Annotated in this window: 24 protein-coding genes; 18 read left to right on the forward strand and 6 right to left on the reverse strand. The window is 41.9% G+C overall.

Annotation, left to right across the window (positions count from 1 at the left end; all coding sequences use genetic code 11):
• Window positions 1-32: 32 nt before the first annotated feature.
• Both PJ15_RS14665 and PJ15_RS14670 read right to left on the reverse strand, forming a co-directional pair.
• A complete protein-coding gene (locus PJ15_RS14665; RefSeq protein WP_047432864.1) occupies window positions 33-959 on the reverse strand; it encodes a LysR family transcriptional regulator in 927 nt (308 codons plus the stop codon).
• 288 nt (window positions 960-1,247) lie between these two features.
• Window positions 1,248-1,775: a GNAT family N-acetyltransferase gene (locus PJ15_RS14670; RefSeq protein WP_081401123.1), complete on the reverse strand. Its 528-nt coding sequence runs from the start codon at window positions 1,773-1,775 to the stop codon at window positions 1,248-1,250.
• 168 nt (window positions 1,776-1,943) lie between these two features.
• Here PJ15_RS14670 and PJ15_RS14675 point away from each other — a divergent pair, with 168 nt between their 5' ends.
• Together PJ15_RS14675 and PJ15_RS14680 are read left to right on the forward strand one after the other, a co-directional pair.
• Window positions 1,944-3,305 carry a PQQ-dependent sugar dehydrogenase gene (locus tag PJ15_RS14675; RefSeq protein ID WP_047432018.1) on the forward strand — a complete coding sequence of 454 codons (1,362 nt, stop codon included), beginning with the start codon at window positions 1,944-1,946 and terminating at the stop codon, window positions 3,303-3,305.
• Window positions 3,306-3,448: 143 nt separating this feature from the next.
• Window positions 3,449-3,889, forward strand: coding sequence for a hypothetical protein (locus PJ15_RS14680; RefSeq protein WP_004771085.1), 441 nt, complete (start codon window positions 3,449-3,451; stop codon window positions 3,887-3,889).
• A 530-nt stretch (window positions 3,890-4,419) separates the two neighbouring features.
• On the opposite strand, the gene PJ15_RS14685 is transcribed toward PJ15_RS14680, so the two are convergent.
• A complete protein-coding gene (locus tag PJ15_RS14685; protein ID WP_005256487.1) occupies window positions 4,420-4,779 on the reverse strand; it encodes a hypothetical protein in 360 nt (119 codons plus the stop codon).
• Window positions 4,780-5,100: 321 nt separating this feature from the next.
• Complete coding sequence (locus tag PJ15_RS14690; RefSeq protein WP_047432020.1) at window positions 5,101-5,805, reverse strand: FMN-dependent NADH-azoreductase; 705 nt, start codon at window positions 5,803-5,805, stop codon at window positions 5,101-5,103.
• Window positions 5,806-5,927: 122 nt separating this feature from the next.
• Between PJ15_RS14690 and PJ15_RS14695 the strand changes: the two genes are divergently transcribed.
• Window positions 5,928-6,779 carry a LysR family transcriptional regulator gene (locus tag PJ15_RS14695; RefSeq protein WP_047432023.1) on the forward strand — a complete coding sequence of 284 codons (852 nt, stop codon included), beginning with the start codon at window positions 5,928-5,930 and terminating at the stop codon, window positions 6,777-6,779.
• 69 nt (window positions 6,780-6,848) lie between these two features.
• On the opposite strand, the gene PJ15_RS14700 is transcribed toward PJ15_RS14695, so the two are convergent.
• Complete coding sequence (locus tag PJ15_RS14700) at window positions 6,849-7,241, reverse strand: hypothetical protein (protein ID WP_005256493.1); 393 nt, start codon at window positions 7,239-7,241, stop codon at window positions 6,849-6,851.
• 399 nt (window positions 7,242-7,640) lie between these two features.
• Between PJ15_RS14700 and PJ15_RS14705 the strand changes: the two genes are divergently transcribed.
• The 4 genes from PJ15_RS14705 (at window position 7,641) to PJ15_RS14720 (ending at window position 12,268) form a co-directional block, all read left to right on the forward strand.
• Window positions 7,641-8,984 (forward strand): spinster family MFS transporter, encoded by a 1,344-nt coding sequence (locus PJ15_RS14705; RefSeq protein ID WP_004771091.1) that lies wholly within the window; start codon window positions 7,641-7,643, stop codon window positions 8,982-8,984.
• Window positions 8,985-9,072: 88 nt separating this feature from the next.
• Window positions 9,073-10,083, forward strand: coding sequence for a helix-turn-helix domain-containing protein (locus PJ15_RS14710; RefSeq protein ID WP_047432026.1), 1,011 nt, complete (start codon window positions 9,073-9,075; stop codon window positions 10,081-10,083).
• Between the two features lie 84 nt (window positions 10,084-10,167).
• Window positions 10,168-11,274 (forward strand): NAD/NADP-dependent octopine/nopaline dehydrogenase family protein, encoded by a 1,107-nt coding sequence (locus tag PJ15_RS14715; protein ID WP_047432867.1) that lies wholly within the window; start codon window positions 10,168-10,170, stop codon window positions 11,272-11,274.
• Window position 11,275: 1 nt separating this feature from the next.
• Window positions 11,276-12,268, forward strand: coding sequence for a 3-hydroxybutyryl-CoA dehydrogenase (locus PJ15_RS14720; protein WP_047432029.1), 993 nt, complete (start codon window positions 11,276-11,278; stop codon window positions 12,266-12,268).
• 52 nt (window positions 12,269-12,320) lie between these two features.
• Here PJ15_RS14720 and PJ15_RS14725 read toward each other — a convergent pair whose 3' ends face one another.
• Entirely contained in the window at window positions 12,321-12,788 is a 468-nt protein-coding gene (locus PJ15_RS14725; protein WP_004771095.1) for a MarR family winged helix-turn-helix transcriptional regulator, read from the reverse strand.
• A gap of 147 nt (window positions 12,789-12,935) precedes the next feature.
• Here PJ15_RS14725 and PJ15_RS14730 point away from each other — a divergent pair, with 147 nt between their 5' ends.
• The 11 genes from PJ15_RS14730 (at window position 12,936) to PJ15_RS14780 (ending at window position 25,306) form a co-directional block, all read left to right on the forward strand.
• A complete protein-coding gene (locus PJ15_RS14730; RefSeq protein ID WP_047432031.1) occupies window positions 12,936-14,048 on the forward strand; it encodes an amidase in 1,113 nt (370 codons plus the stop codon).
• 18 nt (window positions 14,049-14,066) lie between these two features.
• Window positions 14,067-15,233 (forward strand): acyl-CoA dehydrogenase family protein, encoded by a 1,167-nt coding sequence (locus tag PJ15_RS14735; RefSeq protein ID WP_047432034.1) that lies wholly within the window; start codon window positions 14,067-14,069, stop codon window positions 15,231-15,233.
• A 41-nt stretch (window positions 15,234-15,274) separates the two neighbouring features.
• The gene (locus PJ15_RS14740) at window positions 15,275-15,802 is read left to right on the forward strand and encodes a nuclear transport factor 2 family protein (protein WP_047432037.1); all 528 of its coding nucleotides are present in this window, start codon (window positions 15,275-15,277) and stop codon (window positions 15,800-15,802) included.
• A gap of 31 nt (window positions 15,803-15,833) precedes the next feature.
• A complete protein-coding gene (locus PJ15_RS14745) occupies window positions 15,834-17,111 on the forward strand; it encodes an aromatic ring-hydroxylating oxygenase subunit alpha (protein ID WP_004771099.1) in 1,278 nt (425 codons plus the stop codon).
• Between the two features lie 10 nt (window positions 17,112-17,121).
• Window positions 17,122-17,607, forward strand: a complete 486-nt coding sequence (locus tag PJ15_RS14750; protein WP_047432040.1) for an aromatic-ring-hydroxylating dioxygenase subunit beta — start codon at window positions 17,122-17,124, stop codon at window positions 17,605-17,607.
• Between the two features lie 9 nt (window positions 17,608-17,616).
• Window positions 17,617-18,354: an SDR family NAD(P)-dependent oxidoreductase gene (locus PJ15_RS14755; protein ID WP_047432043.1), complete on the forward strand. Its 738-nt coding sequence runs from the start codon at window positions 17,617-17,619 to the stop codon at window positions 18,352-18,354.
• 34 nt (window positions 18,355-18,388) lie between these two features.
• Window positions 18,389-19,342 (forward strand): PDR/VanB family oxidoreductase, encoded by a 954-nt coding sequence (locus PJ15_RS14760; RefSeq protein WP_047432046.1) that lies wholly within the window; start codon window positions 18,389-18,391, stop codon window positions 19,340-19,342.
• 66 nt (window positions 19,343-19,408) lie between these two features.
• Window positions 19,409-20,368 carry a p-hydroxyphenylacetate 3-hydroxylase reductase component gene (locus PJ15_RS14765; RefSeq protein WP_171067002.1) on the forward strand — a complete coding sequence of 320 codons (960 nt, stop codon included), beginning with the start codon at window positions 19,409-19,411 and terminating at the stop codon, window positions 20,366-20,368.
• Between the two features lie 143 nt (window positions 20,369-20,511).
• Window positions 20,512-21,426, forward strand: a complete 915-nt coding sequence (gene feaR, locus PJ15_RS14770; protein ID WP_004771104.1) for a transcriptional regulator FeaR — start codon at window positions 20,512-20,514, stop codon at window positions 21,424-21,426.
• A 203-nt stretch (window positions 21,427-21,629) separates the two neighbouring features.
• Window positions 21,630-23,945: a primary-amine oxidase gene (gene tynA / locus PJ15_RS14775; RefSeq protein ID WP_171248606.1), complete on the forward strand. Its 2,316-nt coding sequence runs from the start codon at window positions 21,630-21,632 to the stop codon at window positions 23,943-23,945.
• A gap of 143 nt (window positions 23,946-24,088) precedes the next feature.
• Window positions 24,089-25,306 (forward strand): hypothetical protein, encoded by a 1,218-nt coding sequence (locus tag PJ15_RS14780; protein ID WP_155766464.1) that lies wholly within the window; start codon window positions 24,089-24,091, stop codon window positions 25,304-25,306.
• Window positions 25,307-25,330 lie beyond the last annotated feature (24 nt).

Raw genomic sequence — 25,330 nt, forward strand, 5'->3', positions numbered from 1 at the left:
AGGCCTTTAATTGTGAGTCTGTTTAAATGACTTTATCTGGATTCATAACAAATCAGATCACGTAATTTTCTAACATTGCTGTTGAGCGGAATTCGACTATTCCAGATGATGATTTGAGGCTTGATGGTGAAACTTAATTCACGATTTAAAATCTGAAGATTATTATTTTTATGGAGCAGCCTCGCTAGATTGCTGGACGTGACGGTGATTGAAGGATATTTCTCCATGATATTTAGAATCAGATGCGGTGGGTTATCTACTTCAATTAGATTTTTAGGCTGTTTTAATCCTCTGGCCACCAGGTTCGCGTCAAAACATTGACGTACAGGGCAGCTTGGAGCGGTCAGACACCACGGGTAATCTAACAAATCTTTTAAATCTTTATGTTCGGCAGGAATGTTTAGATGATGACTGGCAATCAATATCAACTGATGTTCATGTAATAAAATTGCACGTAAATCATGTTCGAGGTCATCGACTTCAGCCCGACAAATCGCCAAATCAATTTCACCTGCCCGTAAATAAGAGAGTAAAGACGTTTTATCGCCAGCTTTAATACTGATTTCTGTTTCAGGAGAAATCTGTTTAAAACGTACAATTGCATTGGCAAGTGCATTTTCCAATGAAGGTGCATGAATACCGATTGAGATTTTACTGGCACGTGCACCTCTGAGTGAGGCAATTCTGTCGTGACCTTCGCGAAGTTGTGCTTCTATTTTTAAATAGGAGTCGATCAGGATTAAACATTCGGGCAGGGCAACCAGTTGCCCAACTTCTCTTCTAAAGAGTTGTTCACCATAGTTGGCTTCAATTTCTGCAAGAGCTTTGGAAACGGCAGATGTGGTCATATGCATCATCTGCGCGACTTTGGTCAGAGATTTATGCTGCTCTAACAAAGAAAGAATTTTTAGGTTCTTAAACTTCACCCGAGAACTAAAAAACGAATCTAAATCATCCATGATATGCTGTTTTAAAAATATTTCTAACTCGATTCTATAATCTTTCAGTGAGTGAATACTAATCTTATTTTCATGTGATGATGCATTCACTTTTACGCTGTCAATCCGCTAGGGTTATTTTTAAGATTTCTTGGCAAGCGTGCACGATCTCTATTTGATTCATCAAGAGAATAACCCTTAATATTCAGCCAAAAATCGAGCTGTTAATGTTTTAAGCAGCTGCTGGAAAAGCTCTAGTAAGCTGAGGAAAAAATGAGTCGTAAGTACGTCTCATTTTTCCCAACAAACTTAAATTTCACACAGCAAATGAATATCTTCTGGCTCGAGTTGCCATAACTGCTGATCGGGTTTGTCCAATACTTGAGCGCCATGTTTCATATAAAAATCAACAGTTCGCTTGCTAGGTGTGGCAGAAATATAAAGATATTTTGCACCTAGCTTTATTGCAGATATTTTCGCTGCCTGCATGAGTTGTGCACCAATGCCTTGACCTTGCTGATCGGCATCGACATAAAAATAGTGCAAAAGTTTGGCATCTGGATAATCTTGAATGATCTGATTGGAGACCACGGAAATGCCGACCATTTTTCCTTGCCCGTTAAAGGCACCGATGAATTCTGCCTGTTGGTGGTAGAGCTGTTTTAATTTAGGCGGATCATTTTGCAGATGATAAGCATCCCAATGCTGAACATCATAAAAACAGTCAACGAGTTGCAAACACTGTTGTTTGACATAATTTTGAGTAATCAGTTCACGTCGATGAATGTGTTGCCAGATCAAGTCAATTTCTGAATATTGAAGCGGTCTTAAAATAATATTGATGCTGTTTTCCTTCTCTTTGTATTTGTTTATATTTTAACGACTAAGGCAGGTTTTAAACAGTTTATTTACATTAGAGACAATCTGTTAATCAAATCAGCTATACCTCATGTATAGATCGAATTATGCTGTTTGTAGTCATTAAAATAACAAGGAAAATTCCTGATGTCTTTACGGTTGTTATTCTCCCTGACTGGAAGCAGTCTTATTTTGATATTTACAGGTTGTACACCATCTTCTCAATATTCGATTAGCGATAGTTTTGGTCCACAACCTGTTTTACCAGAACCGCAGTCGAGATTGATTCCGACTGTTAATATTGCACCCGCTAAAGGCTGGCCAAAGGGCAAGATGCCTACTACTGTTGATGGTCTGAAAGTTCAGGCATTTGCCAGTGGATTAGATCATCCGAGATGGTTGTATGTATTGCCAAATGGGGATGTGTTGGTTGCTGAAACGGATGCACCGCCAAAACCAGAGGATAGTAAGGGCATTCGCGGCAAGATCATGAAAATGGTAATGAATCGTGCAGGCTCCTCATTGCCAAGTGCTAATCGAATTCGTTTATTACGAGATAGCAATGGCGATGGCATCGCAGATCAGAATACGGTTTTTCTACAAAATTTAAATTCTCCGTTTGGTATGGCCTTGGTGGGTAACATGCTTTATGTCGCCAATACGGATTCGCTGATGCGTTATCCCTATCAGGAGGATGCAACCCAAATTACGGCGAAAGGGACTAAGGTGCTGGATTTACCTGCGGGGCCGCTCAATCATCATTGGACTAAAAATGTGATTACCAATCCAGAAGGAACCAAACTTTATATCACGGTAGGTTCAAATAGTAATGTCGGGGAAAATGGGCTGGATCAGGAACAAGGTCGGGCACAGATTCTGGAATATGATATTGCCACTGCCAAGGTCAGACCGTATGCAACGGGACTACGTAATCCAAATGGCTTGGGCTGGCAACCACAGGGTGGACAACTCTGGACGGTCGTTAATGAGCGCGATGAGCTTGGCAGTGATCTGGTTCCCGATTATATGACCTCTGTTAAAGACGGTGCCTTTTATGGTTGGCCGTACAGTTATTATGGTCAACATGTCGATAAACGGATAAAACCACAAAATCCTGAGCTGGTTGCACGTGCACTAAAACCTGATTATGCCTTGGGTAACCATACTGCTTCTTTAGGCTTGGCCTTCTATGCGACAGAGCTTATGCCGCAGTATCGTGGAGGCGCATTCATTGGACAGCATGGTTCATGGAACCGCAAACCACATAGTGGTTATAAAGTGATTTTCGTGCCTTTTCGAAATGGACAGCCTTATGGGCAACCGCAAGATGTGCTCACAGGTTTCTTAAATGAGAAAGGTCAAGCTTTGGGACGTCCAGTTGGCGTTGCAATTGATTTTTCAGGTGCGCTCTTAGTGGCTGACGATGTTGGTAATACAGTCTGGCGTGTCTCACCTGTGGCACAAACGACCTATGAAAGCCCAACGCAAAAGTATCAGCAGAAAAATTAGATATATCATCTAATTTTGCGCTATCCAAAATGTCGTTATTCATATAAAGTTTATATAAAATACATCTTCATTGTAAAACATTACAAATCTACTAAACTTTTGGTTCCATACTCAGTGGGACATAACAACATAAGGATAGCGTCATGCCACAGTATTTGCGTATCGCTGATAATATTTACAGGCATTTTGAAGAGGAAAAAAAGTTTAACGTTCCACTTCAAGATTGTCTCAATTTCATTGTTAAACAGTTACGTGAAGAACTTAAAGATACCGACTTAAAATTATTGTATAACTACATCGATTTCGTGGAAGGCTTTCAGGATAGGCCGACCAAAGACCATATTAGTATTGATGTTAGTTTAGTCCCCAACTATAAAAATAAAGATGAATTTGTATTGTGGTTAGCTGGCTTTATTGAACGGATTACTGAAGGGGGCGTGAAGAGGCTTCCGCCGATTCATGAGGAAATACCAGCAGAGTTTACATTTGAACGTGATCTGAGCATTATTCTGGCTAAGTTGAAGACCAGTTCTGCTGAGCAGATCCAATCGTATTTTGAAAGTGATGAATATAAGAATAATTAAAATAAAAAAATCATTGCGCTACAACGCTTTTCCATTCCATTGAATTATTTTTTAAAAAAGGCTTTTTTATAGAAGCCTTTTTTATTGTGTCTTTCATTTAAGAAAATCTTCGAAGACAAACTTTCAGTGTCGACGGCGAGAGGACTGTCATTCATTTTTAGATTTTTTATTATTTAATTGTTCTGAAAGATTAATTTAATGACCTTTAATGATATAAAGTGGGAATAGATAGACGGTTATGTATAGTTTGTGTGACACATTATGTATTTATAAAATAAAGCGTGATATAAATAGCGCACTAACGATGAACTTCTTGATGAATGTGTATATCGTAATCCCATTCTCTTCCCCAAGAGCTTGGGATTTTTTTTTATTTGAACCTTAGCTTTTTTAAAAAATAAGAAATACAAGATAGCAGGGCAGATGAAAGTAGAATTGAAATAATGAGAGACAGTTTTCAATGTGAAGGAAAGCATCTGGAGAATTGGTCTAACAACGCATTCTCCAAACTCAAGAAAATGAACGATGTATTACTTTTTTTGCTTAAAACGATATTTGCATTTCAGACAGCGATAGTCCTGAAAAATATTCTTGTCGACCAGAACACCTGCTTTTTTGCCGAAAATATTTCCAATTACTCCACCTGTGATACCTGCACCAATTGCACCGACAAAGGTTCCTACTGTACCGCCGACAATCACACCTAAAGGGCCTGCAACTGTACCAATTGCCGCGCCTATTGATGCTCCACTTGCAGCACCACCAACTGTACCCGCCGTGGTTCCTGCGGCCGTGAGTAATACGCCGCCTGTAGTTCTCAATAACTTGTCATGATTGCGTGTTTCAATTTCTGTAGAACCACATTTGGGGCATAGTATAGGTTTATCCATAAAACTATCCTGTTTTCTCTATTGATGACTTTGACGTTGCCAAATCAGAAGGGGGAAATAACTTGCTCACTTTGGAAAAAGTATATGTCTATCTTACGCGATCAGTTGTATACATAACGCATTATGGTTGATTCTATCGGATACTTGAAATAAGTATTTATAGTTCATGTAAATACTTTTACTCTCACTCAGCGCTCTAAGAGCTGGAACTTTTAGCGTATTGTTGACCCAGAAAAATGAGTATCTCTTCTGCAAGAATAAGGCTGGGAATGGTCGCCTTATTCTTCATTAAAAATAATATGTTGTATGGCCTAAGCAAAACTAAGTCATCGCTACAGCTTTGGGTTCGGTCAGATGATTTAATTCATGACTGAGCGCGATCGCAAGCTGTTCTGCTTTAGCATAGGCATGTTCTACGGATTGTCGATGACGATCATCCGCAAATTCCTGATATTCAGAAGCAATTTCATAGATTTTATCTACTCCTAAATATTTGCTCACCGTATGCAGGTGAGGTATCAGATGACTCATCTGTTCTCTGATCCCACCTTTTTCAAAACCAAATTCACCGCTTGAGCTAATAATCACCAACGTTTTGCCAGACAATGTCGGTTGCAAAGGAAAGTCACCGCGTGAAAGATCAAAATCAAAAGTCTTGTTCACGCGAGCGATTTGATCAAACCAGGCTTTGAGCTGAGCTGGCATGCCATAGTTGTACATGGGCGATGAAATGATGATGAGTTCAGCCGCCACAATCTCTGCAATCAATTGATCTGAAAGACCAAGTATTTGTTGTTGTTCTGCGCTTCTTTTTTGCTCTGGTGTAAATGCTGCACCCATCCATTCCTGAGTAATAAAAGGCGGTGGATTCATGCCTACATCACGATAAATATATTCATCTATAGCGAACTGTTTTTTCCAGCTTTGTATAAAGTGATGGGCAATGTTTTTGGAGATAGAATTATGGTTTGGGTTAGGATTGTTGGCAGCGCGAATACTGGCATCGATATGTAAGATCGTACTCATTTGATCCGTCTCTGATTGATTGAATATACAGCCATTTTGGAATGAAGCAGAGCACTAGACAAACGAGTAAATCACAGCTATAGATGATTTTAAGTCATCTATTATTTTTATAGGAGCGTGGCATGCACGTTTCTTTACAGGCATTAAAAGCATTCGAGTCAGCCGCGCGCTTAGGTAGCTTTAAACTGGCCGCTGAGGAACTTTCGCTGACACCTACTGCGATTTCGCATCATGTTGCCAAGCTTGAGCATCGGTTAAGTGTTGATTTATTCCATCGCGAAGTTAGAAAAATTGTCCTCACCGAGATCGGGGAAAAATTAGCGAAGCAGATTTCGGAAGGATTTAGAACAATTGAGAATGCTGTAGAAGAAGTTAGGCTAGCGAGCAATGTGGTGAAAGTAACGACGACTTCATCTTTAGCGGCTTTGATTTTAATCCCAGCATTGCATGAGTTTTCTTTGATCCATCCCGATATTTCTGTAGAGGTTTCAACAGGAGAGGCCTTAGACCAGCAACTCTATAATTTGCCTGTACGTTTGGGCAATATTGCGATGGTGCCTGCCTCAGAGGTTATTCGCTACGAAACATTTAATATGTTTGGCCGACAACAGATTGATCCGCTTGCTGCTGGCGATGAACCTATTGTGATCTTTACTACAATGTGGAAAAACAAGACATTGGCTGCACCCCCTTTGGAAAAATGGTGTGCACTAAATGGCATAGCGTCGTCAAATATTATCGTGAAAACTTTTGATCAGGAACTGTTTGGCATTCAGGAAGCACTGGCTGGCAATGGATTTGTATTTGCCTCTACCACTTTAATGAGTCGGTTGCTAAAAATGCAGCAGATCCAGCAATGTCAGACTCAGTCGATTCAGTCTGAACTGTGTTATTACATTGCAAATAAAGAGAAGGTCAGCAATCGTAAGACACACGATTTAATTGAATGGCTGGAGCGAAAATTAAATGAATGATTTCGGTTCAAACCCAATATTTCATGATTGCTCATGAATGACTGTGTTTGAACCAGTCACAGTATTGATTTAAGGCAAGAACGTTTCTTGCAAATAGCTCCACAACATTTTGCCATCAATTTCTTCAATTAAGGCACAAGAACGGCGGATCAGAATGCCAGACGCTTTGGTATGTTTTTCAGTATAAGTGAGCACAATGGCATCTGGTTTTTGCATTAAAATCTGCTCATCATAGATTTCAATCTGAATATCAGGCATTTTTCCCTGATTATTCGCAAACAAACCTTTAACTTCTTCTAATGAAATACGTTTGCCTGCTGCACCGACCATTTCAAAGTGATCGGCAAAATAGTCAATCAGTAGGGGAAGGTCTTGTTCTGAGTGTTTTCCGCTAAAAATCTTCTCGATCAGGACGTGCATGCTATGAATGCTTTCGATTGCCTGTTCTTTGATAAGAGCCATGTTCATTTCCATTGAAAATTGATTATCTCGCTTTATTTTAAAACAAAAATAAATGTAAAATTTAATATCATTTTAAAATAAATTTGAATTTCCTTTGTTGAGGTCGACTCCAAGTTTAACCTTATTTCTGAAATAAGAGTTAATTTATCAATTGCTTAGCGCTATAAAACCATTTTTTAATCTTTACTCTACCGTAAAATGATAAATATTGCGTGCTGAATTGGTAAAAAAGGTATAACTTTATACCCAAAATATTATGGAAAATTCCATGTAAAAATAATAATTATAGAAGGAGGAAATTTACCTTATTGAAGGTCTGCCAGAAAAGGAGATGAGTTCTGGTCAACGGAGCCTTCAATAAGAAGACGCATTAGAAAAATACATTGACAAGGAAGCAAGATGGATACGCATTCAACTGAGCCAACACGTGCTCACTCAAATATATATGCATGGTATGTGGTATTACTCTGCATGTTGGCCTACATATTTTCATTTATCGACCGGCAAATACTGGCGCTGATGATTGAGCCAATCAAAGCCGATCTTGGTCTTTCCGATACACAGTTCAGCTTATTACATGGTTTGGCCTTTTCATTGTTTTATGCCTTTATGGGCTTGCCGCTGGCCTATCTGGCAGACCGTTTTTCACGTCCAAAAATTATTGCTATCGGGGTGGTGTTCTGGAGTATTGCAACGGCATTTTGTGGTCTAAGTAAAAACTTTATTCAACTGTTTTTGAGTCGTATGGGTGTTGGTGTGGGCGAAGCTGCTTTGTCACCTGCCGCTTATTCGATGTTTAGCGATATGTTTAGTAAAGACAAGCTGGGCCGTGCTGTGGCGGTGTATTCGATAGGTTCCTTCGTTGGTGGTGGTATTGCCTTTTTGGTGGGTGGTTATGTGATTGGTTTACTGAAAAATATGGATACCATCATGGTTCCAGTTTTTGGTGCACTCAAGGCATGGCAAGCTGCATTTATTATTGTCGGTCTACCTGGGGTATTTATCGGTTTACTGGTTTTATTGACGGTAAGAGAGCCGCAGCGTAAAGGCCAACGTTTAAATGCACAGGGGCAGGTTGAAAAGACCAGCATGAAAGATGCATTTAAGTTTATCAAAAAGCATGGCCGTACTTTTAAATGTCATTATTTAGGCTTTACCTTCTACGCGATGGCGCTGTATTGCCTGATCAGTTGGTCGCCCGCATTTTATATGCGTAAGTTTGGTTTAACGCCGACTGAAGCGGGTTATATGCTCGGTAGTGTGCTATTGGTAGCCAATATTCTAGGCGTATTCTGTGCGGGTTGGTTGAATGACTGGTTTATTCAGAAGGGCCGTAAGGATGCCCCAATGATTACGGGCGTGATTGGTATTGTTGGTTTAATTATCCCGATGATGGTGTTTACGCAAGTGAATGAGTTGTGGTTGTCGGTGGTGTTTCTGGTGCCTGCGATGTTCTTTGCTTCCTTCCCGATGCCGATCTCAACCACCGCTATGCAAATGCTGGCGCCGAATCAGTTACGTGCACAAATTTCAGCAGTCTTCTTGTTGATTAGTAATCTGGTTGCGGTCGGGATAGGCACCACATTGGTGGCATTGATTACCGATAAAATCTTTGAAAATCCATTGATGGTCGGGATGTCACTGTCGATTGTCGGGACGATCTCTTGTGTACTAGCTTTCATTCTATTGAAAAAAGGCTGTCAGGCATTTAGTGACAGTATGCAACAGGAACATGCTTCTTGATCTGATCAAAGTGCAAGTGTTAAGAGCCCATTCTTTTGCAATGGGCTTTGTGCTTTGTCTGTGACATTCATAACAAGGGAGTGAAGTGATGCAAGCGACGTTTAAACTGGATCATTTGCATTATCTGGATGAATTTTTATTATTTCAGTCCAATGATTACCAGACCATTAAAGATCAAATCAGTCATTACCTCTGTCCGCATCGTTTTGATGTTGAAGCCCAAGAGCCGCTTAACACGCGCTTGAATGGTTTTAGTTTTGGCAATGGGGCGCTGTATGATCTGAAATATAGTGCACCTGTGGTGATCTGTATTGATGACAGTTCGAGTTTTTACCTGTTCAGGATTACGCTGGAAGGGCAATGTCAGGTCGGGGCAGCAAACCAGCAACTGCTACAATCCGTAGGCATTATGTCGGTCACGCATCCGCATACCCGACAGCAGATTGTCACCAATCAGCATTGCCGTAATATTATTTTGAAATTGTCCAAACAAGAGATCGAAACCCAGCTGTTTAAAATGCTGGGTCATACCAGTCAGACGCCTGTCTGGTTTGATAGCGGCTTGTCCTGTACCGCGGAAGGGATCAGCTCAATTGTAGAAACGCTGAATTATCTCTGTCATGCCTATTACAATATTCAGAACTGGAGCTTTATCTCAGCCAGTTTTACTCAATATCTGATTGAGCTGATTTTGCTTAAAATCCCCAATAATTATAGTGAGCAATTGAATGCACAGCGCCAGCAGCTTGTGCCAGGCTATATCAAAAAAGCGCAGCAGTATATTCATGACAATCTGCATCAAGCGATTTCACTAGCGACGTTGAGTCAATATTGTGAAGTATCGATCCGCAGCCTACAAAAGGGCTTTAGCCAATATCTACAGCAGACACCCGTCGAATATATCCGTGAGCAACGTCTGGAACGGGTACATTCCGCTTTACAGCAAGCAGTGGAACATCAAACTGTGACCGATATTTTACTGGATCATGGCATTCAAAGTTTTGGGCATTTCTCTACCTTGTATAAAAAGCGCTTCGGCTGCCTGCCATCACACACCTTAAAAACGAATCCTGTACAACTGGGTGAAACACTGTCGTAAATGGAATAATCACTGCGCATTTGGATAAGCCCGTTTACGCTGACCGTTCTATGCTGAATGACAAATCAAGCAGCAGGAACGCACATGAAAATTACAGTACTCGGCGGTGGACACGGATGTTATGCAGCAGCGGCGGAAATGGCAGAAAAAGGTCATCAAGTGAAATTATGGCGCCGTGACCGCGATGCATTGCAACAGCTGGCGGCAACAGGTGAACTCAAGATTAAAGATTATCAGGGCGATCGTAGCGTCACGGTCGGTTTTGAACAGAGTCAGATTAATTTGACTGATGATTTACAGCATGCCATTCAACATGCCGAACTGATTATTATTCCTTTACCCGCAACCACACATCTGGATTTGGCTCAGCAGGCTGCACCTTTCTTTCAAGCAGGTCAAGTGGTGTATTTACCGCCTGCAACTTTCGGTACTTTTATTTTTGCCAAAGCCATGCGTGAAGCAGGTAACACAGCCCAAGTGGCTTTTGCCGAAACAGGAACCTTACCGTATTTGGTGCGTAAGCACGGGGTCAATCAGATCGTGGTGAGTGGTTATGCGACCCGTCTACCAACGGGGGTATTCCCAAGCAGCTTGTCCGAGCATGCATTCCAAATTTTAAAACAGGCGTATCCAAGTGTTGAGCCAATTGAAGACAGCTTGAGTGGTGCATTAATGAATGCTGGACCGATTATTCATCCACCGTTGATTTTGATGAACGCGGGGCCACTGGAACATTTTGAGGCTTGGGATATTCATAATGAAGGGACACAACCGTCGATTCGCCGTGTCACCAATCAGCTTGACGCAGAGCGTATGCGTGTACGGGAAGCTTTGGGTTATTCTGCACCGCATTTTCCACTGGCAGATCACTACAATAAAGATGGTGAAGGCGATGAATGGATGTATGGCCGTGGGGCGCATGGCAAATTAACCGATAGTGGTGACTGGCGTGAGGACATCAACTTACAGACACATCGTTACATGCTGGAAGATACGCGTCTGGGGCTATCCTTTCTGGTATCAGTGGGACGTTGGGCGGGTGTCGCTACCCCAGTGGCAGAAGGACTACTGAACATTGCTTCTGCGGTGACAGGCAAGGATTTGTATCAGGACGGACGGACGTTTGAGAATCTGGGGCTGGCAGATAAAAGCCAAGCTGAGTTGCAAGCGACTTTGCAGCAAGGAGTCTAGGATGAACCCAATTCAACAGGTTGCCGTACTCGGCGCTGGGCGAATGGGCAAAGCCATTGCAATTGCTTTTGCCTATGCGGGGTTAAACGTGGCTTTAATCGATGCTCGACAACGCACGGAGGCTGAGTTTGAGCAATATCAGACTCAAATCCAAACCGACTTAAAACAAGAATTGCAGTTGCTGGAAAGTACCCAGTTTATTCAATCTGAACAAACCGTATTTATTCTGGATCAGATTAAGATTTTAAGTCGCGAGGCTTCAATATCGCTCTTAGCGCACTGTGATCTGGTGATGGAAGGTGTACCCGAGGTCAGGCAAGCCAAAGAAGATATTTTTACTTGGCTGGATCAATATATTACGCCGACTTGTATTGTTGCATCGACGACGTCAACCTTTCTGGTCACTGATATTGCGCACATGATTTCTCATCCAGAACGGGTGGTGAATGCGCATTGGCTCAATCCTGCCTATCTGATTCCGCTGGTTGAGTTAAGTCGTTCTGAGCAAACTTCAGATGAGGCGGTAAATACCTTGAGAAGCTTCTTGCAGGCAATTGGCAAAGTGCCTGTGGTCTGTAATGCTCGAGCAGGTTATATCGTGCCGCGGATTCAGGCGCTGGCAATGAATGAAGCGGCGCGAATGGTGGAGGAAGGTGTGGCTTCGGCAGAAGATATTGATATTGCCATTCGAACTGGTTTTGGCTTGCGCTTTTCTGTATTGGGCTTGCTGGAGTTTATTGACTGGGGAGGTGGCGATATTCTGTATTATGCTTCGCAATATTTACAGCAGGAACTTGGGGAGCGTTATCAAACGCCTGAGATTATTGCCGAGAATATGCGACAGCAACGTAATGGCTTGAGAGAAAAGCAGGGGTTTTATAATTATCAGCAAGTTGATATTGCAGCTTATAAACAGCAAGTGCTGCATACTTTTTCAGACCGAATCGCCACAAATCAGCTCAAACCGCCGTTTAATATTTTCAATCAGCAATAGATTTGATTGAAACCTAAGCCCATCTCTGAATAGACATGGGCTTTTTGCTGTCTTAACTCGATGGCATCAAATCAAACAGTTTTTTCAATTGACCATTCAACTGATGCAATTCAGCATCATCAAAAGCATTCAGAATCCCAGATAAAGTGACCTGACTGATCTGATTAATTTGTTCGACCAGCTCTTTGCCTTTGTCGGTTAGTTTGACCATTGAGATGCGTTCATCTGCTTCTGATGAAAAAACTTGCACAATATCATCTTCAACCAGTCGATAAATGGCTTTGGTTGCCGTCGTTAGTTTGAGCGTAGAAAGGTTGGCAATCTCGGTAATGCTCGCTTGTTGCAGGGCATTGGTACTTAAAATAATTTTACGACGTGTATTATCGATTCCTAATTTTTTTATTGATTTTTCAATAAGCTGTGTGTATTTACCATTCACCTGCGAGATCCAGAAAAAAGGATAGCTTTGTAAGCTGCTCGGTTCATTGTTAGGTAGAAATTGTTCTAAATGAGTAAGCATAGCCAAGTCGTAACTTTATAAAAATGGACGATGATCATTATACAAAAATTAGAAACATTTTCTTTGTTCTTCATCATGAAAAATACTTGACAATTACATTACTTTTTCCGATATTTGTATTAATTATAAAAATACATGGAAAAGTGAATGAATATTGTTGTACAAGAGGTACACAAAGGTACAGGTGCACTGAAGGTCATGGTGAAAGATTCCATTGATATTCAAGGCATGAAAACCATGGCGGGCAGTAAAGCCTTGATGCAGAGTCAAGCCGCAACTGCCAATGCCGAAGTCGTCGAGCGTATTTTGGCAGCAGATTGTCAAATTACGGCGAAAACCAATTTGCATGAACTGGCTTTCGGGATCACAGGGATTAACCATACCTTTGGTACAGCGATTAACCCGAAATATCCTGAACTGATTCCAGGTGGATCATCTAGCGGTTCTGCGGCGGCAGTTGCAGCTGGTCTGGCAGATTTCACATTAGGCACGGATACAGGTGGTTCGATTCGTATGCCTGCGGCATGTTGTGGAGTGTATGGGTTAAAACCAACCTTTGGGCGAGTCAGTCGTCAAGGTGTCCATCCAGCAAGCAGTTCACTGGATTGTGTTGGCCCTTTTGCAAATTCAGTCGAAATGATTGAAAGCGCCATGCAAATCATTGATCCAACATTCCATGCACAGGCTGAATTAGCACAGGCACCGAAACTGGCGTGGCTCAATGTTGATGCTGATTCAGTCGTCATTGAGACGATCCAGCATTATCTGAACCAAGCCAATCTGACAGCATCAGCTGTGACTATGGAAGGCTTTGAAGCCGCCTTCGATGCGGGCATGCAGATCATTAATTATGAAAATTGGCAGGCTTACGGTGAGTTGACCCAAACAGGTTTGCTCGGTGCAGACGTCAATGGACGTTTGCTGAAAGCAGCCGACACCACATTGGCCCAAGTCAAACAGGCAGAACAGGTTAAAGCAGATTTTACCGCTGAGATTGATGCTTTGCTGACCCAATACGATGCCTTGATTTTACCGACTTTACCGCAGCTGCCGCCTAAGGTTGCTGATGCTGAAAATACCGTGGCTTTTTTAAATCTTACTGGTCTGGTTCGACCATTTAATCTTTCTGGGCATCCTGCGATTTCAGTACCACTGGAAACTGAACAAGGTCTGCCAGTGGGTTTGCAAATTGTGGCGAAACGGAATGCGGATGAATATTTGTGTGCGATTGCGAAATATATCGTGAAAGCTGCGCAATAAATGACAAGGAATTAGGGAATGAATCATTTAGCGACAAAGGAATTTGTAATGGACAGCAATACAACGCAATTAGATGCCTTATGTCAGGAAATTCGTGAACGTGCCTGCACAGGGGAGTTCGATAATCAGGCCTATGTCAGTCAGGACATCATCGACAAACTAAAACAGATTGGCGTTTACCGTGCTTTGGTTCCAAAACGTTTTGGCGGCAATGAATGGTCTCCAAAACAGTTTTGTGAATTGATCGAACAATTGTCTAAGGCCGATGGTTCAGTCGGTTGGGTCGCAAGTTTTGGTATGAGTCCTGCCTATTTGGGCAGTTTGCCAGAAGCAACGCTTGAGCAGTTGTATAAAGATAGCCCTGACATTGTGTTTGCAGGTGGCATTTTCCCTCCACAACCCGCTGAAATTACCGATGCAGGTGTGGTGGTGAGTGGGCGCTGGAAATTTTCCAGTGGCTGTATGGGCGCGGATATTGTCGGTGTTGGCATATCTCCACAAAAGGACAATGAAGCCCAAGGTCTACCGCGTATGGCGGTGATGCCAGCCCATAAAGCTCAAATCGATATGACGTGGGACACGGTCGGTCTGAAAGGTACAGGCAGCCATGATTTGGTGGTGAAAGATGTTTTGGTGGCAAAAGAATGGACTTTTGTCCGTGGTGAACCTTCAAAACTCCCTGAGCCATTTTTTAAATATCCATCTTTATCTTTAGCCACTCAGGTCTTAACCGTGGTGGGAATCGGCGTTGCTGCCGCAGCGCTCGAAGAATTTCAAAAACTGGCACCCAGTAAATCTTCGATTACTGGTGGGGCTGAAATTGCCAATCGTCCAGTGACTCAATATGAATTTGCCCAAGCTGAAGCTGAGTTTAAGGCTGCACGCGTCTGGTTCTACGACACCATGCAAATCGTCTGGAATGAAGTGCTGGCAGGACGCACCCCAAGTGCAGAACAGATCAGTGATATGCGTTTGTCCTGCACCCATGTGGCTCGTGTTTGTGCCCGTGTAACGCGCAAAATCCAGATGCTGGCAGGGATGACAGCCATTTATACCCATAACCCATTTAGCCGCTTTGTGAATGATACCAATGTGGTGACCCAGCATGCCTTTATGGGCGATGCCACTTTACAAAATGCAGGTTTGGTCAGCTTTGGCATGAAACCAGCACCCGGTTATTTATAAGCCTGATTAGATTAAAGATTGGAATGGCAAGGATGAATGACATGAATGCGCAAGTGGATTTAACGGCGGTATTACAACGTCTACAACAGCTTGAAGCCCAAAATGCGATCCGTAACTGCATTAACCGTTATATGGAAATTTGTGATGCCTTGAATGCTGATACCAACCTGAATGAATTGATGGATTTATTTGATCAGGACAGCATTTGGGAAGGCATAGGCGAAAAATATGCTCAGTCTTTTGGTCGTTACGCTTCATGGCAAGCCATTTATGACATGTTCAAAAGCTACACCCAAAAGCAGTCGCATTTTGTCATGAATGCGCATTTTGTTAGCTCAGAGCAAATGTATATCGAAGCAGATCAGGCCAATGCCAGTTGGTTGATGTTGCAAACCTCAACCTTCCGTGATGGTCGTAGCCATTTAAATGCCGCCAAACTCACCGTGCAATTTAAACAGCAAAGCGATGGTCGCTGGAAGATCAAACATTTTCAGACTGAAAACATTTTTAGTCGCCCTGTATCTCACTGGGATAGTACAGCCACATTGCCAGTACCGTCTCAGCAATAAACTGATGGATAGATCGAAAAGGATAGTTGATATGAACAGTATTATTCCAATGCATAACATTGAAATGGATTACAACGAGTTAGTTCAGAGTGATCGTGCCCACACATCTTTATATAAAGATGAACGCATCTTTGAAGAAGAGATGGAAAAGATTTATTACAGCACTTGGGTATGGGTGGCACATGCCAGCGAGATTCCTGATGCAGGCAGTTATAAGACCATCAATATTGGCAAGCAACCTGTTGTGGTGGTGCGTGACCGTAAGAAAAAAGTGCATGTTCTGCTGAACCGTTGTCGTCATCGTGCTGCAACCGTGTGCGAACATAAAAAAGGTAAAACCAACAGTTTTGTTTGTCCATATCATGGCTGGAGCTATGCACTGGATGGTTCATTACGCGGCGTGCCTTCACCTGAAAGCTATGGCGAATGTCTGGATAAATCTGAATTTCCATTAATCAGCCTGCGTGTTGAAGAATACAACGGCATGATTTTCGCGACCTTTAAACAGGATATTGAACCTTTAGAAGATTTCCTCGGCGCTGCGAAAAAATGGATCGACTTATTCATGAAACAAGGCGCAGGTTATCCAATTAAGGTCTTGGGTGAACACCGTTTCCGTTTTCCGGGTAACTGGAAAATCCAATTGGAAAATACTACTGATGCTTACCACTTCCCATTGGTACACAAGTCATTCTTAAGTTCAGTCGATGAAAAAACCGAAGAACTGTTTAACTTTGAAAATCAACCGGGCTATGTCGAAGACTTAGGCAATGGTCACAGTGTGATGGTGATGATTCCTGAACTGGTTGATCTGGATGAAGAGTTGATGGAACGTCCGATTCAGGAACGTTTTGAAGACTTGGCTCAAGCCTTGCGTGATGAAGGACATGAAGAACTGGAAGTACGCCGTATTGTACGTGCGGTGGGTGGTTCTGGATTTAACTTGAACATCTTCCCGAATATTGCCTGCTCAATGGCGTTCTTCCGTGTCATGCAACCGATTTCTGTCAATGAAACTGAAATTCATCATTCCGTCATTACCATGGATGGTGGCCCACAAATTGCCAACCAGTATCGTTTACGTCTGCACGAACATTTCCAAGGGCCGTTTGGCTTCGGTACACCAGATGATTCAGAAGCATGGGAGCGGGTACAACATGGTGCCAATGCCGGTAATGATTTATGGATTATGTTGAATCGCGGTCTGCCAGGTGAAGTCAAAACTGAAGATGGCTTAAAGAGTGATGTGAGTGCTGAAACAGGGATGCGTGCTGCTTATCAGCAGTGGAAAAAGTTGATGACGGCTTAAGGAGAGTGCCATGAAAACCGATTTAAATTTACTAAATGAAGTGACTGCATTTGTCTGGGCAGAAGCGGATATGCTGGATCATTCTGAGCATGATAGCTGGCTGGATCTCTGGAATGAAAAAGGCGTATACATCATCCCGATCGATCCAAAACTGACGGATTATGAAAATAATCTGAACTATGCCTATGACGATCATCACATGCGTAAATTACGCGTTGCGCGTCTGGAAAATGGTGAGGCGATTTCAGCTTCGCCAAAAGCAAATACAGTACGTAGTGTGTCACGCGTTCGTATTCTCAAAGATGAAGATGGTGAAATTATCTTACGTTGCGCACAAAACTTACGTGAGTTCCGCAAAGAAAATCTTAAACATTATACCGCTGACGTGACTTTCCATTTGGTTCGTGATGCAGAACAAGGGTTTAAGATCAACCGCAAAATTATCAATTTAGTTAACTCGACCGATACCTTGGCGGGTATCAGTTACATTCTCTAGGAGCAAAAAATGAAACAGGTTGTTTTAGTCACAGGTGCCGCTTCTGGTTTAGGGAATGTCATTGCCGAATATTTTGCAGCGCAAGGGCATCAGGTGATCCTGTCTGCCAGTACTTTAGAGAAAGCAGAGCAAGCCAAAGCGCGTAGTCCACATGCAGAGAATCTATTTCCACTGAAACTGGATATTTCCGTTGAGGCTGATTTTCATGCAGCTGTGCAGTGGATTCAGCAGACATTCTCAAAACTGGATGTGTTAATCAACAATGCCACCATGACCAAAGCAACGCCTGTTTTAGAGATTAGCGCGGCGGATTTTGACATGATCACGCAAGTGAATCAGCGTGGTACGTTCCAGTCTTGCCAGATTATTGGCAAATATATGGCAGCGCAAGGTTATGGTCGTATCGTCAATATGGCATCTCTGGCTGGACAAAATGGCGGTACTGCAACTGGTGCGCATTATGCAGCGACTAAAGGCGCCATTATTACCCTGACCAAAATCTTTGCCAAAGAGTTTGCAGCTAAAGGTGTGACGGTAAATGCGATTGCGCCTGGGCCAATGGAATCACCGATTGTGCATAGCGTCGTGTCTGACGAAAAAATGGCGCAATTTATTCAAAATATTCCCGTCAAGGCATTAGGCAGCATGGAATTTATTGCCGAGACCTGTGCGCTATTGGCAAGTCCAAGTGCAGCTTTTGTGACAGGGGCAACATGGGATATTAACGGTGGATTATTTATGCGTTAAGCCTTAGGCAAGATGCATATCAGGGAGAGAAATCATGACGATACTGTATAACGTGGTGGTAAAAAACCGTCATGTCGAAGGTGGGAATGTTGCAGTCATGGAATTTGAATCTGCAAATTCGACCGTATTACCCAAAATTGAAGCGGGTGCGCATATTGATGTGCACCTCCCGAATGGCATGGTACGTCAGTACTCATTATGTCAAAACCCGAATGATGTGGGTAAGTTTAGACTTGGGATTTTACGCGATCCAGAATCACGTGGTGGTTCAGTGTCGGCCTTTGATGATTTAAAGGATGGCATGCAGATTCAGGTCAGTGAACCGAAAAACCTGTTTCCTTTAGTGAAATCTAAACATGCTGTGTTGGTGGGTGGCGGTATCGGGATTACCCCACTGATTACGATGGCTTATCAGTTGGCACAGGAAGGTACTTCTTTTGAATTGCATTACTGCGGCGCAAGCCCAGAACGCTGTGCTTTTGTCGATGAAATTAAAAATGGCATCTTGGCGCCTTTCACGACCTTTCATTTTAAATCGGAAGAGGCGAGCCACCGTGAGTTTTTCCAATCCGCCATTCAAGACATCGATAAAGATAGTCATATTTATACCTGTGGCCCGAATGGATTTATGGATTGGGTGATTAATTTAGCCCTGACACAGAATTTCCCTGAACAGCAAATCCATAAGGAATATTTTCAGGTTGAAGTTGAAACAGGTGGTGATGCATTTGAAGTCGTGGCACAGCAAAGTGGCAAGATCATTTTGGTCAATGCTGAAGAAACCATTTTGCAGGCGTTGGCGCGTGAAGGCATCGAGATTGAAATGTCATGTGAACAAGGCGTTTGCGGTACCTGTATGTGCGATGTGATCGAAGGTGAACCTGATCATCGCGACGTGTATTTTACCGATGAAGAAAAAGCCAGTAACGAGCAGATATTGGTGTGCTGTTCACGTTCTAAGTCAGCACGGTTGGTACTGGATATTTAAGCGATTTAATCAGGATAAATTGGTATCAAATATCGGCCAGAAACAGGATAAAAGATTCAGGAGAGAATAATGAATTCACTAAAATCAATGGATGAAATAACAATAGATCCAATGCGATTCAGACGTGCTTTGGGAAATTTTGCGACAGGTGTCACCATCATGACCGCGCAAAATGAACAAGGTGAAAAGGTGGGCGTGACTGCTAATAGTTTTAATTCAGTGTCTTTAGATCCACCGCTAATTTTATGGAGTATTGATAAAAACTCATCGAGTTTCCCGGTATTTGAACAGGCTTCACATTTTGCCGTGAATATTCTATCGGGCTCGCAGATCGAGTTATCCAATAAGTTTTCACGCCGTAATATCGATAAATACGAAGGCACCAGTTATCAGACTGGGGCGGGGCAGGCCCCCATTCTGGATCACTGTTCTGCGGTGTTTGAATGTGAGCGTCATGACATTATTGAAGGTGGTGATCACTGGATTATTATTGGCAAAGTGGTACGTTTCCGTGATGAAGGACGTAGTCCACTGGTTTATCATCAAGGCGCTTACTCTGGTGTGATTCCTCATCCCTTACTTCAGTTAAAAGAGACGGTAGAAGCTGAAGATATTGGTGAAATGCATCAAGGCCATTTATATAGCAATGTTTGTTATCTGATGAGCCGTGCATTCAAGTTTTATCAGACCGATTATATTCCCAAGCAACTGGTAACTGGTTTCCGTACTAGTGAAGCGCGTTTATTATTGGTGCTCGGTAGCGGGACTGCGTCGAATAAGGCAGATTTGCCACGTGATATTGCCATGCCGATGCGAGAAGTGGAGCAGGCTGCATCGATTTTGCAAAAGGACGGTTTGCTGATTGAGAGCGACGGATTTTTTAAACTGACCGAAAAAGGCAAAAAAACGGCACACTATCTATTTGATATTGCAGATAGCCATCAAAATGAGGTGTTTGAAAAATATTCAGATGAGCAAAAAGATATTTTTATTACCATGTTAAGAGACTTTGCTGGTGTAGCATAAGCAGGATGAGGCTGATAAGTTGAAACGATTTATCAGCTTTCTTATATCAACTCTCTAAGCAATCAATAAAAAGAATGTGCAAGGACGTATATTTGACAGAAAAATTTAACGTGTGAATACCGTAGCAACAAGGACGTGAGCGGATGAACCAATATGTAAGTGATGCACTGTTAAGCTGGACGCATCATATTAAAAATGTATGCGGCAATTTTGAAACGGATTTTGATGGTACCCGTAATTTATTCATTGGTGAGGTGCAGTGTTTTTTATTGGGTGATACCGAGATTGCTTTTATCAAAAATAATGCCAATAAAATTGTCCGGAAAGCGGATGAGGTCGATCGAGTCAATAATCGGTTTTGTTTTTTGATTTTGCAATATTCAGGAAAAATGCTGCTGAATTATAAAGATGAAACCTTAACCTTGAATGAGGGGGATATCGTTTTACTTGATCCCGTTGAAACCATTTCGATGTTTCCACAAGGTTTGGTCAGTCAAATTTCGGTGCATCTGTCGCGCGAAAAGTTACTGAAAGAGCATATTAGTTCAGAGTATTTTGGCAAACTCATTACCCAAAATATGAGCGGTTTTTTACTCAAGAATATTCTGAAAAATATGTCACCTGAAAATATTAAACTTTGGTATGCGACTGAAGATGGCAATGCATTTGAAGATGCACTGATTGCCCTAATCAAGCCGACTATTAATTATAAAAATATGAATCATGCCGATAATCTTTTAGAAAAAGCCGAGCGCTATATTATTGAGAATTTAGCCAAACCTGATCTTTCTCCCAAGCTCATTGCCGCACATATTGGTGTATCGCTACGGCATCTTTATCGATTATTTGTCCAAGAAAACCTATCGATTAACAAATATATACAGCTCAAACGTTTGGAAAGAGTCAAAACAGATCTACTGGATAAAAGAAATAAACAAAGTTCGATTACCCAGCTTGCCTTGAAATGGGGCTTTTGGGATGGCGCTCATTTTTCAAAAATCTTTAAAAAAACCTATGGCATCTCTCCGAAAGAATTTAGAGAAACGATGTTGGCTTAAGCATTTTTGATGTCATTTTTAGACAAGTTCGAGGTCATTCCTGAACAAGCTAGACCGATGCAACTGTGTTGAAATTAAATCAATAAGGAAAGGTTTGAACGACCAAAGAAAACCAAAATCTTAGGTTGATCTTACCTGTTTCACACAGTGGAAAGTGCATTTTAACGGTCCATAAAAGATCGTTCAGGGATAGACAGAAAAGGATGAAGATGATGCTTAAACAACAATTATTCAAAGATATACAAAAAATATTAGCGCTTAACCTATCCATCGCTGTGAGCTGTTGGGGCTTGACTACGCAGGCTTATGCGCATGGTGGACATGCCGAAATGGTACCGCTTTATCAAAACATGAGTGAGCAGGGCGCCAAAGTTGTTAAAGATGATTTTACCAATAGCTACACCATCACCAAAGGTTCCATGCAGGTCAGAGCCAAACCTAATTCAGATCAGGTTTTGGTCAATGGAAAACCCTTAAAACTGAGCGTACCTTTATTAATTAAAGATGGTAAACCCGTTATTGGTAAAGACTTTTTCAATGAAGTGTTTCAGTCGGGTTTAGATCAGACTTTTAAAGTTGAAAATACCTTTCATCCTCTCAATAGTCTAAATACAGATGAAATCAAAAAGACTTTTGATGTGATTAATCGCTCAAAATATGCCTATAAAAATATGCGTTTTGCCGAGTTAAAACTGAAAGAACCTGAAAAAGCCAAAGTTTGGGATTTCTTTATCAATCATAAAGAATATAAAGATGATCGCATGGCCTCTTTTATTTTATTAAAAGGCAACCAAGCGATTGAAGGTGAAGTAAATCTGAATACACAGCAAGTCACGAAGTGGAATGTCCTTAAAGATACACACGGTATGGTGTTACTGGATAACTTCGAGACTGTACAACGTGTGATTGAAGCAAGCAAAGAATATCAGGACGCTTTACGTAAACGTGGCATCACAGATGTCAAGAAAGTGATTACCAATCCATTAACAGTCGGCTATTTTGGCGGTAAAGATGGCTTGGATAAACAGCTTAACGTTTTAAAAGTTGTGTCTTATCTCGATACGGGGGATGGCAATTATTGGGCACACCCGATTGAAAATCTGGTTGCTGTGGTGGATCTGGATAAAGAAAAAATTATTAAAATCGAAGAAGGGGCAATGATTCCTGTTCCGATGACGGATCGACCTTATGCCACTAAAAATACCAAACCACCAAAAATTAAACCGTTGAATATTAGTGAACCCGAAGGTAAGAACTTTTCTATTACAGGACAAACGGTACATTGGGGCAATTGGTGCTTCCATGTTGCATTAGATTCACGCGTGGGCTTACAGCTTTCAACCGTGACATATAAAGATAAAGGCGTAAAACGTAAAGTCATGTATGAAGGTAACCTTGGTGGAATGGTGGTTCCATATGGTGATCCAGATATGGGCTGGTATTTTAAATCTTATCTGGACTCAGGTGAGTATGGGATGGGAACACTCACATCAGCCATTCAACTGGGGACTGACGCACCAGAAAATGCAGTTTTACTGGATGCGGTCATTGCTGACTATAAAGGCCAGCCACAAGTGATTCCAAATGCAATCGCCATTTTTGAGCGCTATGCAGGGCCTGAATACAAACACCAAGAAATTTTTGGTGATCAAGACGCAAGTGAAGCACGCCGTGAACTTGTCGTGCGCTGGATTAGCACAGTGGGTAATTACGATTACATGTTTGACTGGGTATTTGCCCAAAATGGTGTAATTGGCATTAATGCAGGTGCAACGGGTATTGAAGCGGTGAAAGGTGTTAAATCACGCACTATGCATGACAGTACCGCCAAAGAAGACACTAAATATGGCACTCTGATTGACCATAATATTGTGGGTACAACCCATCAACACATCTATAACTTTCGCTTAGATATGGATGTAGATGGGGAAAACAACAGCTTTATGCATATGGATCCTGTGGTGAAGGCCAATGACAGAGCTGGTGTGCGTACAAGCACGATGCAAATTGACAGTAAAGTGATTAGCAATGAGCAAAATGCGGCTGAAAAATTTGATCCATCTACCATTCGTTTACTGACGAATTTCAATAAGGAAAATAAATTGGGTAATCCTGTTTCTTACCAATTGATTCCATTTGCAGGTGGAACACACCCTGTGGCGAAAGGAGCCAATTTTTCCAAAGATGAATGGTTATTTAAACGTTTGAACTTTATGGATAAGCAAATTTGGGTGACGCAGTACAATCCAGATGAACGCTATCCTGAAGGCAAATATTCCAACCGTTCGACTCATGACACAGGCTTAGGTCAATTCATTAGCAACAATGACAATATTGAAAATAAAGACCTCGTGGTCTGGATGACCACAGGCACCACCCATGTGGCGCGTGCTGAAGAATGGCCGATCATGCCAACAGAGTGGGTTTATACCTTGATCAAACCGTGGAATTTCTTTGATAGTACCCCGACGTTGAATTTGGGTGAAGAAGAGCAAAATACGCAGCACGACCATCACTAAAAGTGCAGATGAGCCAGAAAGGGTAACGTGAGCTTACCCTAAGCTGAGCGTCCAGCAGTCCGCTGACAAAAAAGGAATTTTGTATGAAAACGCTACTTTCTCAAGTTATGAGAGGGACTCTCTTTGTCTCATTTTTTTCAACTGTGCATGCAAGTGAGCTAGAAATTAAATCGACTTTTGAAGCAACTTTCGGGGCTTTTAGTAGTGGTAAAAGCTATAACGGCGAAAACCTAGAGGATGAAAGAATCAATTGGCAAGAAGGCCACCTTAAATATGGCGTCAAAGGACAATATACATTTAACAACAACCAGCTCTATGCAAGTTTGAGCGGGATTAGTTCGGCAACATTTGGTGATGGTGACGCAGGCCAAAATAGTAATGGCAAAGAACGTAAAACAGATGTGAATGAATGGATCATTGGTTTTAAAGACGGCACTAATAAAGATGAGTTAACGACCTATGATTTAAGTATTGGTCGGCAAAATATCATGATTGGTGACGGTTTTTTCATTGCGGGGGATGCATTAAACCTCGGTAAAACACCTGCGGATGGCATACTCGATCGGGGCGGCGCCTATTATCTGGCGGCACGTCGAAGCTTTGATTTTACCAGTTTGCTTCAATACAAACCTCAAGAAAATACGACGCTAAAGCTGGCTTATTTAAAGTCGGACAATAAAGCACAATTTTCCCCAGAACTCTTTGTAACTGATCTGATGTATCAGCTTCAAGATAAAGGTGTTGGGTTTACTTATTTAGATGTATTAGATCTTGAAGATGCTGAACAGGTTTCGGGGCGCGAAGACCTTAAAAACTATGCTTTACGTTTGAATTATCAACCTTTACCAGAGCTGCAAGTTAAAACTGAGTTTGTTGTACAAGATAAAAAAGAGGGTCAAGAAAATGCTGGCTATTTAGCACTGAACTATAACTTTTTATCTTCAAAATATACGCCCTCATTAGGCTACCGTTTTAGTCACTTTTCAGACCAATACGATCCAATGTTTTATGGAAATACCGTCGGCTTTGGTACATGGTTTCAAGGTGAAGTTGCTGGAAACTATGCTGGTCCATTCAATAAAAATGCAGATATTCATCAAGTCTCTTACAGCATGAATCTAAAAGAAAACTTTATGTTGGGTGCTTTGGCCTATAAGTTCAAAACAGTCAATAAGTCTTTAACCAATGTGGATGGACATGAACTGGATGTGTTTTCGGTTTGGTCGGTTAATAAAAAATTCAACGTTATTCCTTTAGTCGGGCTCTATAAACCGAAGCACGATATCCATAGTGGTGGTACTCAAAATTACGATGATAAGACCAATGTCTATGCGCAGTTGATTCTGCAATACATCTATTAAATCAGGGTGAAGGAGACCGTGTTT

The organism is Acinetobacter sp. neg1, from assembly GCF_000788125.1.
GTDB classification, from domain to species: domain Bacteria; phylum Pseudomonadota; class Gammaproteobacteria; order Pseudomonadales; family Moraxellaceae; genus Acinetobacter; species Acinetobacter vivianii.